The sequence below is a fragment of the Streptomyces viridochromogenes genome, from assembly GCF_001270495.1.
In the GTDB taxonomy this organism is placed as follows: domain Bacteria; phylum Actinomycetota; class Actinomycetes; order Streptomycetales; family Streptomycetaceae; genus Streptomyces; species Streptomyces viridochromogenes_A.
In genome coordinates, this window is record NZ_LGUR01000194.1 from 33,461 (window position 1) to 49,736 (window position 16,276).

At 72.8% G+C, this 16,276-nt stretch carries 12 protein-coding genes; all 12 read left to right on the forward strand.

Annotated elements, in window-relative coordinates; genetic code table 11:
- Positions 1-11 precede the first annotated feature (11 nt).
- The 12 genes from ADK36_RS19165 to paaE all read left to right on the forward strand — a co-directional run bounded on the left by ADK36_RS19165 (position 12) and on the right by paaE (position 16,258).
- On the forward strand, positions 12-347 hold the full coding sequence (locus ADK36_RS19165) for a hypothetical protein (protein WP_048580770.1): 336 nt from the start codon (positions 12-14) through the stop codon (positions 345-347).
- The gene (locus ADK36_RS19170; RefSeq protein ID WP_048580771.1) at positions 344-739 is read left to right on the forward strand and encodes a GPW/gp25 family protein; all 396 of its coding nucleotides are present in this window, start codon (positions 344-346) and stop codon (positions 737-739) included. The genes ADK36_RS19165 and ADK36_RS19170 overlap by 4 nt, the downstream gene beginning before the upstream one ends.
- Positions 736-3,852 (forward strand): putative baseplate assembly protein, encoded by a 3,117-nt coding sequence (locus ADK36_RS19175; RefSeq protein ID WP_048580772.1) that lies wholly within the window; start codon positions 736-738, stop codon positions 3,850-3,852. Before ADK36_RS19170 ends, ADK36_RS19175 begins: the two co-directional genes overlap by 4 nt.
- Positions 3,849-7,691, forward strand: a complete 3,843-nt coding sequence (locus ADK36_RS19180; RefSeq protein WP_234329804.1) for a putative baseplate assembly protein — start codon at positions 3,849-3,851, stop codon at positions 7,689-7,691. Before ADK36_RS19175 ends, ADK36_RS19180 begins: the two co-directional genes overlap by 4 nt.
- Entirely contained in the window at positions 7,691-9,877 is a 2,187-nt protein-coding gene (locus ADK36_RS19185) for a hypothetical protein (protein WP_053198391.1), read from the forward strand. The genes ADK36_RS19180 and ADK36_RS19185 overlap by 1 nt, the downstream gene beginning before the upstream one ends.
- Positions 9,878-9,955: 78 nt before the next feature.
- The gene (locus ADK36_RS19190) at positions 9,956-11,506 is read left to right on the forward strand and encodes a DUF6519 domain-containing protein (RefSeq protein ID WP_048580774.1); all 1,551 of its coding nucleotides are present in this window, start codon (positions 9,956-9,958) and stop codon (positions 11,504-11,506) included.
- Positions 11,506-12,408, forward strand: a complete 903-nt coding sequence (locus ADK36_RS19195) for a peptidoglycan-binding protein (RefSeq protein ID WP_048580775.1) — start codon at positions 11,506-11,508, stop codon at positions 12,406-12,408. The genes ADK36_RS19190 and ADK36_RS19195 overlap by 1 nt, the downstream gene beginning before the upstream one ends.
- Before the next feature lie 116 nt (positions 12,409-12,524).
- On the forward strand, positions 12,525-13,511 hold the full coding sequence (paaA, locus tag ADK36_RS19200) for a 1,2-phenylacetyl-CoA epoxidase subunit PaaA (RefSeq protein WP_053198393.1): 987 nt from the start codon (positions 12,525-12,527) through the stop codon (positions 13,509-13,511).
- Complete coding sequence (paaB, locus tag ADK36_RS19205) at positions 13,508-13,801, forward strand: 1,2-phenylacetyl-CoA epoxidase subunit PaaB (RefSeq protein ID WP_048580777.1); 294 nt, start codon at positions 13,508-13,510, stop codon at positions 13,799-13,801. Before paaA ends, paaB begins: the two co-directional genes overlap by 4 nt.
- 10 nt (positions 13,802-13,811) lie before the next feature.
- Positions 13,812-14,639 (forward strand): 1,2-phenylacetyl-CoA epoxidase subunit PaaC, encoded by an 828-nt coding sequence (gene paaC / locus ADK36_RS19210; RefSeq protein ID WP_048580778.1) that lies wholly within the window; start codon positions 13,812-13,814, stop codon positions 14,637-14,639.
- Positions 14,633-15,142: a 1,2-phenylacetyl-CoA epoxidase subunit PaaD gene (gene paaD / locus ADK36_RS19215; protein ID WP_048580779.1), complete on the forward strand. Its 510-nt coding sequence runs from the start codon at positions 14,633-14,635 to the stop codon at positions 15,140-15,142. Before paaC ends, paaD begins: the two co-directional genes overlap by 7 nt.
- Entirely contained in the window at positions 15,143-16,258 is a 1,116-nt protein-coding gene (gene paaE / locus ADK36_RS19220) for a 1,2-phenylacetyl-CoA epoxidase subunit PaaE (RefSeq protein ID WP_048580780.1), read from the forward strand.
- Positions 16,259-16,276 lie beyond the last annotated feature (18 nt).

The window sequence follows — 16,276 nt, forward strand, 5'->3', positions numbered from 1 at the left end:
GAGAGAAGAGAATGTCCGGGAGTCTGCTCGACGCCGGTGCCGTGATCGGCTGTCCGCACGGCGGCCGTGCCGCGCCCGCCACCACACCCTCCGGCGGCGTACGCCTCGCGGGCGCCGCCGTCGCCACAGCCGCGCACAGCTATGTGGTCACCGGCTGCCCGCACACCGTGAACGGCGTGCCCTCGCCGTGCGTGACGGTCCGCTGGACCGCCGCCGGCTCCGGTATCACCGTCGACGGCGCGCCCGTGCTGCTCGACACCTCCGCGGCCGAGTGCTTCACCGCGGCCTTCGTGCCGCAGGGACCGCCCGTCGTCCAGGCCGCGCAGCGAAAGGTCACCGTCCGATGAGTCCCACCAGCCGGGCAACCAGGCCCCGTTCCGACCTCGCCTTCCCCTTCCGGGCGGACCGCCGCGGCCGTACCGCGCACGCCAGGCACGGCGAACACGTCCACGACCTCATCGAGCAGCTGCTGTTCACCAGCCCCGGCGAGCGCGTGATGCGCCCCGACTTCGGCTGCGGGCTCCTCGACCTGGTCTTCGCCCCGACCAGCCCCGAGCTGATCAGCACCCTCGAACTCTCCGTGCAGGCCTCGCTCCAGCGCTGGCTCGGCGACCTCATCGACGTGGAGGCCCTCGACGTGGTCAGCGAGGACAACGTCGTCCGCGTGTACCTGTCGTACGTCGTACGCGCCGACGGCGCCCGGCGCGACGACGTCTTCGAAGGGAGGGCCACGGCATGACCGGCACCACCGCCACCTCCCGCCGGGCCAAGGTCCGCGCCGCCCAGCTGGGCGGCGTCGACGCCGTCGAGGTGAGTGACGACGGCCTGCTCCTCACCGTCACCTTCCTCGGCAAGGCCCCGCACGGCCTCGGCCCCGAGAACGTCCGCATCGACGGCGGCCGCCGCATCACCGGCATCACCGCCGTGGACGTCAGCGTGGAGCGCGAGGAGGACCCCGAGCTCGACGACCGGCTCTACGTCACCCTCGACAGAGCCGGCGACACCTCCCGCTACCGGCTCTCCCTCGTCGAGACCGACCCGTACGGCCGCCCCGGCACCGAGCCCTTCCGCGGCTTCGACCAGCGGTACCACCGGGCCACCTTCGCCTTCCGGCCCGACTGCCCTACTCCCTTCGACTGCGAGGAAGACGATCCGGAGCAGTCGGGCTTCCCCGCCGCGCCCGTCGTCGACTACACCGCCCGCGACTACGACACCATCCGCAAGCTGCTCCTGGACCGGCTCGCGCTCACCACCCCGGACTGGGTGGAACGCAACCCCGCCGACCTGGGCATGACCCTCGTCGAGCTGCTCGCGTACACCGGCGACCAGATCAGCTACCAGCAGGACGCCGTCGCCACCGAGGCCTACCTCGACACCGCCCGCCGCCGCGTCTCCGTACGGCGGCACGTCCGGCTCATCGACTACGCGATGCACGACGGGTGCGCGGCGCGCGCATACGTCGCCGTCGAGACCGCCGGTGACCACACGCTCGCGCCGGGCACCTACCGCTTCGCCTCCGTCGACGTCCGCGCCCTCGACCCGCACGACCGGCCCGAGCCCGGCACGGTCATCGACGAGGCCGACCTCGGCGACCTCGACGAGCGCGGCTCGGTGGAGGTCTTCGAACCGGTCGTCACCGCCGACCCGCTGGAGCTGCGCGTCGCCCACAACGCGATCCGGCTGTGGAGCTGGGGCGGCGAGGTGTGCACCCTGCCGAAGGGCGCCACCTCCGCCACCCTGCGCGACGCGTGGGTCGACCCGGAGACCTGCCGGGACCGCCGACTCGATCTGAAGCCCGGCGACGTGCTCGTCCTGGAGGAGGTCAAGGGCCCGCGCACCGGCACCCCCGGCGACGCCGCCCCGAGCCACCGCCAGGCCGTCCGGCTGACCTCCGTCACCCCGGCCGTGGACCGCATCGAGGACCAGCCGGTCCTGGAGGTCACCTGGGCCACCGAGGACGCCCTGCGCTTCCCGCTCTGCCTCACCACCCGCGGCGGCCGTGACTGCCTGCCCGTCGAGGACATCACCCTCGCCCGCGGCAACGTCGTCCTCGTCGACCACGGCCGCACCCTGCACGGGCTCCCCGAGACGTTCACCGTCCCGCAGGTCCCCGCCGAGGTCGCCCCCTGCGACCCTCCCTCCTTCGGCTGCCACGACCGCGACGAGGGCAACGCCCCCGCCCGGCTCATCAACTCCCTTACAGATCAGGCGGATTCCGGCGAGGCCCTCACCCCCGACGACATCCGCGAACTCTTCGAGGTCGTCGGCGAGTCGGCCACCAACCGCGCCGGACTCGGCCTGGAACGCGCCGGGCAACGCCACGAACGGGTCGTGCCGGGCACGGCGTACGCCCAGGCCGCCGCCCTGCGCACCCTGCTCGCCCAGTCCGTCTACCCGGGCGTCCAGCCCCGCTTCCGCCCCGTCCTCGGTCGCGCGCCGGTGGCGCAGACGGTGCCGTTCCCCGAGCCGGCCACCGTCGCAGCCGGGCAGGCCGAGCGGATCGCCGCGATCCCGGGGCGCGTCCGGCAACGGCTCGTCGAACTGTGGCGCAGCGCCCGCGATCGGGACGGCCTCTCCGAGCGGGAGATCGACGAACTCACCGTGATCTACGGCCTGAGGATCCTGGAGCACATCGAACTCCACCGCCACCCCGTCCGCGCCCTGCGCGAACTCCTGCACCGCAACGACGAGTTGCTCGGCGCCAAACTGCGCCGCGTCGAGGTCCTCACCGCGCGCGCCCGCGCCGGCACCGTGCTCGACGGGCACATCGCCTGGGAGATCGCGCACAGCTGGGGCCCCGCCTACGCCGCCGGACTGCACCCCGACGAGACGGTGCTGCGCGGCTCCGCGACCGACGCCCTCGCCCAGGACCCGCGGCACGCCCTGCCCGCCGTACGCGTCGACGAGGGCGAGACCTCGGTGTGGGAGCCGCGCCGCGACCTGCTCGAAAGCGGCCCCCGCGACCGGCACTTCGTCGGCGAACTGGAGGACGACGGCCGTCTCGCCCTGCGGTTCGGCGACGGACGCCACGGCGCGAAGCCGACCCCCGGATCCCGGCTCGCCCTGCACTACCGCCTCGGTGGCGGAACGGCCGGCAACGTAGGCGCGGAGGCCATCAACCACCTCGTCGTCCAGGCCGACTGCGAGCCCCCGCCCGCCGCCGTGGTCCGCAACCCGCTCCCGGCTGTCGGCGGCACGGCGCCCGAACCCGTCGAGCAGGTACGCCAGTTGGCCCCGCTCGACCTGCGCCGCACCCGGCTGCGCGCGGTCACCGCCGACGACTACGCGGCCCTCGCCTCCGCCCTGCCCGGCGTCCAGCGGGCGGCGGCGGAGCTGCGCTGGACGGGCAGCGTCCAGGAGGCGCACATCGCGATCGACGCCTACGGCACCGGCGCCCCGTCGGCCGAGCTGCTGGCCTCGGTCGCCCAGTCCCTGGAGTCGTACCGGCGCATCGGCCACGACCTCGTGGTCGGCGCGGCGCGTCTCGTCCCGTTGGACATCGCGCTGAGCGTGTGCGCCGAGCCGGGCCACCAGCACGGGCAGATCCTGGCCGAGCTGTACCGCGTCCTGGGCAACGGCCGCCTCGCGGACGGGCGCCTCGGCTTCTTCCACCCGGACGCGCTGACGTTCGGCGAACCGGTGCGGCTCAGCCGGCTCGTCGCCGTCGCGGCAGCCGTGCCCGGCGTGGCGAGCGTCCAAGTCACCCGACTGCAAAGGCTGTTCGAGCCGGACCGAGGAGAGAAGGAGGACGGCGTGCTGCGGCTCGGCCCGCTGGAGATCGCCACCTGCGACAACGACCCGGACCGGCCGGAGAACGGCCGGCTGGCGATTTCCCTGGGAGGTGCCCGATGAGCGAGACCATGACGACCGAGGGCACGATCACCGACGACTGCACCTGCGGCGGCGCCTGCCGCGGCGGCCACGACGAGCGCCTCGCCCCGGCTCCCGTGCACAACCCGCCCGGCCGCACGGCCCTCGACTACCGCGTCGGCGAGTACGGCTCCTTCCTGGCCGCCCTCCTCGACCGCCTCGCCTCACCGGCCTACCCGGCGCTGGGTGGCCTGACCGTGCGCACCCCCGACGACCCGGCGATCGGCCTCCTCGACGCCACCGCCGTCCTCGGTGACCTGCTCACCTTCCACTCCGAGCGCATCGCGGACGAGGCCTACATCCGCACGGCCAACGAGCACCGCTCCCTGGTCCTGCTCGGCCGCCTCGTCGGCCACCGCCCGCGCCCCGGCGTCGCCGCCGCCACGCATCTGGCGTACACGCTGGAACGCGACCCGCGCGCGGAGGCGCTGCCGGTCACCATCCCGCGCGGCGCCCGCAGCCACAGCGTGCCGGCCTCCGCCGACGAGCAGTCCCTCACCTTCGAGACCAGCCGTGACCTCACGGCCCGCTGGGACTGGAACGAGTTGAAGGTGCGCCGTCGGCGCCCCTCACTCGTCACCCCCGCGGACCTGGAGCGCCGCTCGGAGCTGTTCGTCGAGGGCACGGCGAACTCGCTCCAGACCGGGGACCAGTTGCTGTTCGTCTTCGGTGAACGGGCGGGTGGCGAACGGAAGTTGCTGCCTGTCGCGAAGGCGCGGGTCGACCGGGAGGACGAGATCACGGCGATCTCGCTGCCGCAGTCCGCGCCGCCGACGTTGAAGGAGCTGGTCGACGAGGTGCGGCGGTGGACTGCCGCGCCGGCCGCACCGGGGGAGCCGGGGGATGAGCCGCCTACGCCCGAGGTGCCGAACCCTCGGCCCGTCAGTCGGCTGATCGAGGACTTCGAGGACCAGGTGCTCGCTCCCCTGCGGGGTGACCTGGACGGCATCAAGAGTCCCGAACGGCTTGCGGCTCGTCTCGCGGAACCGGTCGCGCGTCTTGGTGAGGCTCAGGTGTTGGCCGAGGCGTATGACGACGTCGCCGCCTGGTTCGAGCAGTTGGAGGCGGTGCTGGCCGAGCTCACGCAACGTGCCCTGGAGTTGGCGCCGGCGCAATCGGAGGAGCCAGGTAGTCGGTCGTCCGCGGTGCCGTCGGGGCTGGTCGCGCCCCGCGGCGGAGCCGCACATCGACACAGCCCCGCGCCCCTGGAGGGCGACTCGCGCGCCGCGGCTCTGCAAGCCCTGGGCGCTGTCCTGCCCGCCCTGCGCGCCTCGACCCCCGCGCCGCGCGGCGGCAACGGTTCCCAGCGTCCGGGCAGCGACACCGCCCGCCTGCTCTCCGCCCTCAACCCCGGCCTCGGCACCCTCTACCCGGCCTGGCGCACAGCCGCCGCCCCCGGCACCCCGCCACTGCTCCGCGAACTCCTCGCCATGCGGGTCACCGCCGCCCCCTTCGGCGCCACGGCCCCGCTCAAGCCGGTCCAGGACGACCGCGGCCGGGTCATCCGTACCGCCGACTGGCCGCTGACCGGTGCCGTGCTGGCGAGCATGCGCGTCGTGTACGACACGTCGGGCAGGACGCCGGTCCGGGCCGAGTTCCAGTACGTCGAGGGCAGCAGCTCCGACCAGCGCGCCGAGAACCTGCCCGTCACCCAGCCGCTGACCTTCCCGCTCGGCACGGGCCGCATCGAGCTGTCGGTGCGCTCCGGCCAGGACCGCGACCTGAACTGGCTCAACCGGCGTCCCTCCGACTCCCAGGAGCCCGGCGTCACGGCCCGCCTCCTGTCGGGTCTGCCCGAGCGCACGCTCTTCGTGTCCCGGCCGGACGACGAGGGCCTGGTCCACGTCGGCGTCCACAACGGCACCTCCGAGCAGATCGCCCTGCGGCCGAACGCGAGCGAGCAGTTCACCCACGGCGAGTACGAGGTGAGCCTCAAGTACACGGTGGGCACCACCGAGCCCAACGTCGAGGTTGTCATTGCCAGCAAGCCCGAGCCGCTGAACCGCCGTGTCCTCCAGCTGGACACGGTCCACACCGGCATCACCGTCGGCAGCTGGGTCGCGATCCAGCGCCCCGCCAAGGGCGCCCAGGACGGTGTGCCCGGCGACGCCAAGCTCGCGTTCGTCACCACCCAGGTCGTGGCGGCGCGTACGGCGGCGTACACCAACTACGGCATCACCGGACGCGGCACCGAACTCACCCTCGCCGAACCGTGGTTGGACGAGTTCGACGTCCTGCTCTCGCACATCCGGGACACCACCGTCCACGCGGCCGGTGCACCCCTGCGCCCGGCCGACGAACCGCTCGGCGAGGACGTCCACGGCAACGAGATCGAACTCGCCCAGCTGTACGACGGGTTGCGCGCCGGCCGGACTCTCGTCGTCACCGGCGAGCGCAGCGACATCCCGGGGACCGCGGGCGTCCAGGCCACCGAAGTCGTCACCCTCGCCGCCGCCGACGCGGCCGTCGACCCGCGGCTGCCCGGCGACCACGTCCACACCAGGCTCACCCTGACCGCCGACCTCGCCCACCGCTACCGGCGCGAGACCGTCAGGATCCTCGGCAACGTGGTCGAGGCCAGCCACGGTGAGAGCCGCGAGGAGGCCATCGGCAGCGGTGACTCGGACCGTACGAACCAGACGTTCGCGCTCTGGCAGTCCCCGCTCACCTGGCTCGCCGACGACAACCCCCTCGGTGCCACGCCGGTGCTGGAGGTACGGGTCGACGGCGTCCGGTGGCACGAGGTCGACAGTCTCGCCGGACGCGGCCCGGGCGAGCGCGTCTACATCACCGGCTCCACCGCCGACGGCCGTACGACGGTGACCTTCGGCGACGGAGTCAACGGGGCCCGGCTCCCCTCCGGCCACGAGAACATCCGCGCCCGCTACCGCTTCGGCACCGGCAAGGCCGCCAACGTCGCCGCCGACCGCGTCACCCAGCCCCTCACCCGGCCCCTCGGCGTCACCCAGGTGACCAACCCGCGCCCGGCGAAGGGCGGCGCCGACGCGGACGGCCCCGGCCTGACCCGCCGTACGATCCCGCTCGCCGTGTCGGCGCTGGACCGGCTGGTCTCCGCGTCCGACTACGAGGACTTCGCCCGCTCCCGGGCCGGCATCGGCCGGGCCGCCGCGCGTGAACTCTTCGACGGGCTGCGACGTGTGCTGCACGTGACGGTCGCGGGAACGGACGACGTGCCGATCGACGGCGACTCGGACACCCTCAGGGCCCTGCGCGGGGCGCTGACCGAGTACGGGGACCTCAACCTCACGGTCCGGGTGGACGTGCGGGAGCTGGTCCTGCTGCTCGTCGCGGCCAAGGTGAAGGTGGCCAGGGACCATGCCTGGGAGATCGTCGAGCCCCGGCTGCGCCAGGCGCTGCTCCACCGACTCGGCTACGAGGGACGGGAGTTGGGCCGACCCGCCCGGCTCTCGGACGTCCTGGCCACGGCCCACTCCGTGCCCGGCGTCGACTACGTGGACGTCGACGTCTTCACCGGCGTCCCCGCGTCCGCCACGCCGGAGGAACTCACCGGGATCCTCACCGACCCCGGCCCGCCCAGGGCGTCGGTCCCGGCGCGTGAGGCGACGTACGACGAGAAGATCCACACGGTGCGCGCCGCCGACGGCGAGACACTGTCGGAGATCTGCGCGAAGTACGGCGTCCCGCTCGCCGAACTCCTGCGCCTCAACCCCGACATCACCGACACCCGGCGCCTGGCCAAGGGCCGTTCGGTGTTCGTCTTCCGCGGAATCCGCCCGGCGCAGCTCGCCATGCTGTCGCCGAGGGCCGCGGACACCCTGATTCTGACGGAGGTCAAGTGATGTCCCCGGACGTCCAGTTGGAGACCACGGCCCCGGCGAGCACGTCCAGGGAGCCGGACGGACTCGCCGCCCTGCTGCCTCGCTGGCATCTGCTGCGCGACGCCGAGGAGGGCGAACCGCTGCGCGCACTGCTCGCGGTGATCGCCGAGCAGCTCGACCGGGTCCGCGACGGCGTCCAGCAGGGCTACGAGGACCTGTTCGTGGAGACGGCGGCGCCCTGGGTGCTGCCGTACCTCGGCGACCTGGTCGGCTATCGCACCCTGCCCGGCTACGAGCGGGTCCTGACGGCCGGCCTGCACGAAGGCGGCCGCGCCGCCCTCGCCGAGGCCATCGCCCCGCGCGCCGACGTGGCCGCGACCGTCGCCAACCGCCGCCGCAAGGGCACCCTCCACCTCCTGGAGGAACTCGCCGACCAGGTCACCGGCTGGCCCGCCCGCGCCGTCGAGCTGTCCCGGCAGGTCTCCCACACCCAGCCCGTGAAGCTGTACGGCGACACCGGCGTCCACCGCGGCGAGCGCGGCCGTCTCGTCGACCTGCGCGACAACTCCGCCCTCGACCTCGCGGGCGGCGCTTTCGGCGCGACGGCGCGCACGGTCGACGTCCGCCGCGCCAACTCCCGGCACCGACAGGGTGGTTGGACTCCAGCGGGGGTCGCGCTCTTCGTCTGGCGGCTGAAGGCGCACTCGCTCACGCAGTCCCCGGCGTACTGCATCGACCGCGCCCGCAACCTCTACACCTTCTCGATCCTGGGCAACGACACCCCGCTGGTCACCAAGCCGTTCCCGGAGCCGTCGCCCACGCACATCGCGACCATCGACAACGTCCCGGCGTTCGTCACCCGCCGCCAGCTCCACGACCGGCTCGCCGACTACTACGGCCCCGGCAAGAGCCTGGTCATCCGGCGCGACGGCGAGGACCAGCCCGTACCGCCGTCGGACATCGTGGTCGCCGACCTGTCCGACTGGCGCTACCGGCCGGGGCGCGGCCAGGTCGCCGTCGACCCGGAGCTCGGGCGCATCGCGTTCGGGTCGCGGTCGGCGCCCCGGCAGGGCGTGTGGGTGGACTACCACTACGCGTCCGCCGCCGACACGGGCGGCGGCGAGTACGACCGGCTCGACCGCGAGCCGCGTCCCGACGCCGAGGTCTACCGGGTCGGGCCCGGGCAGCCGTACCGCCAGATCATGGACGCCTACCGGGCCTGGCAGCACGACCGCCGGGCCGACCGGACCGGCGCTTGCGGCATCATCGAGATCACGCACAGCGGCGCCTACCAGGAGCAGCTGGACTTCGACCTAGACCCCGGCGACCGCCTCGAAGTGCGGGCGGCCGAGGGCACCCGGCCGGTGATCCGCCTGCTCGACTGGTACAGCAACCGCCCCGACGCCCTCAACATCCGTGCGGTGTCCGAGGACTGCGCCCCGCACGAACGTCCGCGGATCGTCCTCGACGGCCTGCTGGTCGCCGGACGCGGCATCAACGTCACGGGCCCCATGGGCGCGGTCGTCGTGCGGCACTCCACGCTCGTCCCCGGCTGGTCGCTGGAGCCCGAGTGCGATCCGCACTCGCCGGAGGAGCCCAGCATCGTCCTGGACCGCACCACCGCGTGCCTCCAGATCGAGCACAGCATCCTCGGCACCATCGAGGTCATCGGCGACGAGGTGAGCGAGGACCCCCTCGACATCCACCTGCGCGACAGCATCCTCGACGCGACGGGCAGTGACCGCGAGGCCCTGTCCGCACCGGACTGCCGGCACGCGCACGCGGTGCTGCATCTGCACCGCACCACCGTCATCGGCGAGATCCACACGCACGCGGTGAAGATCGCCGAGAACTCGGTCTTCACCGGCCGGCTGCACGTGGCCCGGCGCGGCATCGGCTGCCTGCGGTACTCCTACGTTCCGGCCGGATCGCGCACCCCGCGCCGGTACCGCTGCCAGCCCGACCTGGCCGGGCCCGAACAGGCCGGTCGCGTACGGCCGTTGTTCACCTCCGAGCGCTACGGGACTCCCTGGTACGGGCTCCTCGCCGACCGGTGCGCCGAGGAGATCCGGCGCGGCTCGGACGACGGCGCCGAGATGGGCGCCTTCCACGACCTGTACCGGCCGCAGCGCGAGGACGGCCTCAGGGCACGGCTCGCGGAGTACACCCCGGCGGGCACGGACGCCGGGATCTTCTTCGTGACGTGAGGCGAGACATGAGCCATGACGTGCGCTTCGCCGTCGTAAGCCCTACCCGCACTTTCCTGAACCAGGGGGACCCCCTTCATGCACGCTGACCTCTCCCGCCTCACGTTCCGCCCGCAGCGGCGCTACTCGGCGGTCATCGCCCAGCAGGGGCGCGTTCAGCTCGACGCCGACATCAACGAGCAGACCGCGATCCAGCTCCACCAGGCCCGCACGCTCGCCGCCGACCTGATCGGCCGGCACGGGGGGCCGCGCGACGCCGCCGGCTTCAAGATCGACTATGTGGGCGGCAAGCACGACATCGACACGCTGCACATCCGCGGCGGCCGGTACTACGTCGACGGCATCCTGGTCGACGCGACCCGCCCGGCGCCCGGCGTGCCCGTCCCGGACGACGCCGGCGAGCAGGAGCAGGAGGCCGCCGCCCCGCCCGCGTACTGGACCTACTGGGACCAGCCCGACGGCTTCCGCGACCCGGAGAAGCCCGGCGACCGGCTGCCCTCGCCTGCCACGTCGCCGTTCGTGGTCTACCTGAACGTGTGGGAGCGCGCCGTCTCCGCCGCCGAGGACCCGGCCCTGCGGGAAGTCGCTCTCGGCGCCGCGATGCCCGACACGGCCGCCCGTGTGAAGGTCGTCTGGCAGGTGCTGCCGCTGTCGCTGGCCGCGCTGGACATCGAGGAGACCGACCCGTCCAAGGAGGTCGTCCGCGCCGCCTTCGACAAGTGGGCGCAGAAGCAGGCCGCGCCCACCGCACGCCTGGCCGCCCGCAGCGAGCGGCCCGACCACGCCGACGAGGACCCCTGCCTGGTCAAGCCGGACGCCCGCTACCGTGGCCCGGAGAACCAGCTGTACCGCGTCGAGGTGCACGCGGGCGGCGACGCGAAGGACGCCACCTTCAAGTGGTCCCGGGAGAACGGCTCCGTGGTCTTCCCGGTCGACGAACTCGACGGCACCTGGGTGCAGTTGGCGTCCCTCGGGCACGACGACAAGCTGGACCTGGACGTCGGCGACCACGTGGAGCTCACCGACACCGCGTACGCCTCCCGCCTCGAACCCCTGCCCCTGCTCCGGGTCGAGGAACTGGACCTGCCGGGCCGCCGCGTCCGCCTCAGCGCCGAGCCCGACCAGTCCGTCGGCCGGCTGCCCCACCTCAACCCGTTCCTGCGCCGCTGGGACCACCACGGCGGACCGAGGCGCAAGGGCCGTACGACCGCCCTGAAGGGCGGCGCGGTTCCCGTCGCCGAGGGGGAGTGGCTGCCGCTGGAGGACGGGGTCGAGGTGTACTTCGCCAAGGGCGCCGCCTACCGCACCGGCGACCACTGGATCATCCCCGCCCGCACCGCCACCGGACGCGTCGAGTGGCCCACGGACGCCGCGCGCCGCCCGCTGCTCCAGGGCCCCTCCGGCATCGTCCGCGCCTTCGCGCCGCTGGCCCTGGTCAAGGGTGAGGGTGGCACGGTCGATCTGCGCCTCGCCTTCAACCCCCTGGCCAGCAGCATCCCGGCCGCCGACGAGGCGACGCTCGCGGCTGAGGAGCAGGCGCGCCGCGAGGAGCAGCTGGCGGAGGACCCGTCGGGCGGGAGGTCGCAGACCACCGCGGACGCGGAGGCCGCGGCGGAAGGAGACAACTGATGGCCAAGCCCCTGAGCGCGTCCAAGATGGTGGAGATCCTCCGCGCGGAGGGTCTGACGGTCCACGAGGTGCGCAGCTGGCGCACCCACAACCGCAACAGCAAGGGCGCCTGGGGCCCGGTGAACGGCGTGATGATCCACCACACCGTCACCAAGGGCACCGAGGCCTCGGTGAACATCTGCTACAACGGCTACTCCGGCCTGCCCGGCCCGCTCTGCCACGGCGTCATAGACAAGAAGGGCGAGATCCACCTCGTCGGCAACGGCCGCGCCAACCACGCCGGTCTCGGTGACAGCGACGTCCTGCGCGCCGTGATCAACGAGTCGAGGTTGCCGCACGACAACGAGGCCGACACCGACGGCAACGCCCGCTTCTACGGCTTCGAGTGCATCAACCTCGGCGACGGCAAGGATCCCTGGCCCGAGGCGCAGAAGGAGGCCATCGAGAAGGTCTCGGCCGCGATCTGCCGCCACCACGGCTGGAGCGAGCGCTCGGTCATCGGCCACAAGGAGTGGCAGCCCGGCAAGCAGGACCCGCGCGGCTTCACCATGGACGGAATGCGCAAGCGCATCGCGCAACGGCTGAAGGGCGGCGGTGGCGGTGGGGGCGGCGACACCACCCCCGACCCGAAGCCCGTGCCCAAGCCGAAGCATGTGCCGTTCCCCGGCAGCGGCTTCTTCCACATCGGCCAGAAGTCCCCGATCATCACGGCCATGGGCCACCGCCTGGTCGCCGAGGGCTGCGGCCGCTACGAGGAGGGCCCGAGCCCGGAGTGGACCGAGGCCGACCGCCGCTCCTACGCCGCCTGGCAGCAGAAGCTCCACTTCAAGGGCAAGGACGCGGACGGCATCCCCGGCAAGGTCAGCTGGGACAAGCTGAAGGTGCCCGACGGGGGGAAGTGAGACGATCCCTTCCCCGGAGCCGCCCCGGATACCCCTCCCCGGTATCCGGGGCGGCTCTGACTTGCGTGACGGGTCTTGCTCGGCATCCGAAAACAAGTCACACTGGTACCGAACGAATGGTCGGTTGGGAAGCCGGAAGTCGGAAGCTGGTATCGATGACGGAGCAGCTGCAAGAGCACTTCGACGCGACGATCTCGCGCGACCAGCGGATCGAGCCGCGGGACTGGATGCCCGACGGCTACCGCAGGACCTTGATCCGCCAGATCGCGCAGCACGCCCACTCGGAGATCATCGGCATGCAGCCGGAGGGGGAGTGGATCACGAAGGCGCCCTCCCTGCGGCGCAAGGCGATCCTCTTCGCGAAGGTGCAGGACGAGGCCGGGCACGGGCTGTATCTGTACTCGGCGGCGGAGACCCTGGGGACCGACCGCGCGGAGCTGACGAACCGGCTCATCGAGGGCCGCCAGAAGTACTCGTCGATCTTCAACTACCCGACCGTGAGCTTCGCCGACGTCGGCGTGATCGGCTGGTTCGTGGACGGCGCGGCGATCTGCAACCAGGTCCCGCTGTGCCGCAGTTCCTACGGGCCGTACGCGCGCGCGATGGTGCGGATCTGCAAGGAGGAGTCGTTCCACCAGCGGCAGGGCTACGAGCTGCTGATGACGATGATGCGCGGCACCGAGGCCCAGCGGGAGATGGTGCAGGACGCCGTGAACCGCTGGTGGTGGCCGTCGTTGATGATGTTCGGTCCGCCCGACGACGCCTCGCCCAACTCCGCGCAGTCGATGGCCTGGAAGATCAAGCGGCACAGCAACGACGAGCTGCGTCAGCGCTTCGTCGACATGACCGTCCCGCAGGCCGAGAAGCTCGGCGTCACCCTGCCCGACCCGGAGCTGCGCTGGAACGCCGAGCGCGGCCACCACGACTTCGGCACCCCCGACTGGGACGAGCTGATGCGGGTCATCAAGGGCGACGGGCCGTGCAACGACCAGCGGATGCAGCGGCGCAGGAGCGCCCACGAGGAGGGCGCCTGGGTGCGGGAGGCGGCCACCGCCCACGCGGCCAAGCAGGCCGCCCGTGCCGAGAAGGGAGCGGCGGCATGAGCGCCGACAAGCAGGACTGGCCGCTGTACGAGGTGTTCGTACGGGGCAAGCGCGGGCTCAACCACGTCCACGTGGGCTCGCTGCACGCCGCCGACGACCGGATGGCGCTCACCCACGCGCGCGACCTGTACACGCGCCGCAACGAGGGCGTGTCCATCTGGGTGGTGCGCTCGGAGCACATCACCGCCTCGACCCGCGACGAGAAGGACCCGTTCTTCGAGCCGAGCGCCGACAAGGTCTACCGCCACCCGACCTTCTACGACATCCCCGACGACGTCCCGCACATCTGAAGGAGAGGGCATGAGTGACGACCACGTCTATCTGACCCTCGCCGAGGGACACGAGGACGACGCCCGCTGGGCCTACGGCACCGGCTTCGAGGACCCCCTGCACGGCGTGGACACCACGGTGCCCCAGGGCATCGACGCCGGTGAACTCGCCGCCCTCTGCGTCGCGTTGGCCGACGACGCCCTGGTCTCGGCCCAGCGTCTCGCCGAGTGGATCACCCGGGCTCCCGAGCTGGAGGAGGAGGTCGCGCTGGCCAACATCGGCCTCGATCTCCTCGGCCAGGCCCGCCTGCTCTACTCCCGCGCCGGCCAGGCCGACGGCACCGGACGCGACGAGGACGCCTACGCCTACTTCCGCGACGCCGCCGACTTCCGCAACGTACGCCTGGCCGAAGCACCCAACGGCGACTTCGCGTTCTCCATCGTGCGGCTCCTGCTGCTCTCCAGCTGGCGCCTCGCCCACTTCGAGCGGCTGGCGTCCCACCCGGACCCCGTGCTGGCGGCGATCGCCACGAAGGGCGTCAAGGAGCTGGCCTACCACCGGCAGTACGCGGCGGAGTGGACGGTGCGCCTGGGCGACGGCACGGAGGAGTCGCACCGCCGGACCCGCAAGGCCCTGGAACAAGTGGCCCCCTACCTGGGGGAGTTGTTCACGGCGTACGACGTACGCGACGAGGTCGTCGCCGTCCTGCGCCAGGTCACCCAGGCGGCCGGACTGCCCATGCCGGTGTACCGCCCGCTGCCCGGATCCGGCCGCGACGGCCAGCACACCGAGCATCTCGCCCCGCTGCTGGCCGAGTTGCAGGGCGTGGCCCGGGCCCACCCGGAGGCGACATGGTGACCACGCTGCCCGCCGCACGGCGCGCCCGGCACGTCGCCGAACAGGTGCCGGACCCCGAGCTGCCCATGCTCACCCTGGCCGACCTGGGCGTGCTGCGCGACGTCGAGCTGACCGAGGACGGCACGGTGGTCGCGAGCCTGACCCCGACCTACTCCGGCTGCCCGGCGATGGCGGAGATGCGCGCGGACGTGGCGGCGCGGCTGCGTGCGGCCGGGTACGCGCGCGTGGAGATCCGTACGGTCCTCGACCCGCCGTGGACCAGCGACTGGATCACCCCGGCCGGCCGCCGCAAGCTCACCGAGCACGGCATCGCCCCGCCCGGCCCCGCACCGCACGGCGGCCCCGTCAGGCTCGTCCTGTCCCCCACCCGGCACGCGGTGACCTGTCCGCGCTGCGGCTCGGCGAACACCGAGGAGACCTCCCGCTTCGCCGCCACGTCCTGCAAGGCCCTGTGGCGCTGCCGCGCCTGCCGCGAGCCGTTCGAGTACGTCAAGGAGATCTGAATGGAAGGCCTGAAGGAAGCACAGACGGCTGCGGCGGTACGCCCGCGCACCCGCCGCCGTCCGGCCTTCCACCCCCTGCGCGTCGCCGCCGTGACGCCCCTGTGCGCGGACGCGGTCGCCGTCGGCTTCGACATCCCGGAGGAGCTGGCCGAGGAGTTCGCCTTCGAGCCCGGACAGTCGCTGACCTTGCGGCGCGAGATCGACGGGCGGGACGAGCGGCGCTCGTACTCGATCTGTTCGCCGGTCGGGTCGAGCCCGCGGATCGGTGTCCGGGTCGTGCCCGGCGGCCTGTTCTCCTCGTGGCTCGTCAACGACGTCCACCCCGGCGACACCGTCGAGGTGATGGCCCCCACCGGCGCCTTCACGCCCGACCTCACCACGCCCGGCCATCACGTACTGATCGCGGCCGGTTCCGGCATCACGCCGATGATGTCCATCGCCGAGTCCGTCCTGGCCGCCGACTCCCGCTCGACGGTCACCCTCTTCTACGGCAACCGCCGTACCGGCACCGTGATGTTCGCCGACGAGCTCGCGGACCTGAAGGACCTCTACCCGACCCGGTTCCAGCTCGCCCACGTGCTCTCCCGCGAGCCCCGCGAGGCCGAGGTGCTCTCCGGCCGTATCGACGCCGACCGGCTCGCGACGCTCGTCGACGCGCTGGTCGACGTGACGACCGCCGACCACTGGTGGCTGTGCGGCCCGCACGGCATGGTCCGGGACGCACAGCGGGTACTGGAGGGGCTCGGGGTCCCCGCGGAGCGGGTCCACCAGGAGCTGTTCTTCGCCGACGACGAGCCCGTCCGGGAGGTGCACCACGAGGAAGCAGGCCCGCGCGGACCCGTCAGCCAGGTCACCGTCACCCTCGACGGCCGTTCCACCACCGCGGCCCTGCCGCGCGAACGAACCCTCCTCGACGGCGCCCAACGGACCCGCCCCGACCTGCCGTTCGCCTGCAAGGGCGGTGTCTGCGGCACCTGCCGTGCCCTGGTCACCGACGGCAAGGCGGACATGCGCCGCAACTTCGCCCTGGAACCGGCCGAAGTGGCCGCGGGTTACGTGCTGACCTGCCAGTCGTACCCCGTCTCGGAGACGGTGACGGTCGACTACGACAGCTGACGGCTGCCGCTTGAGTGG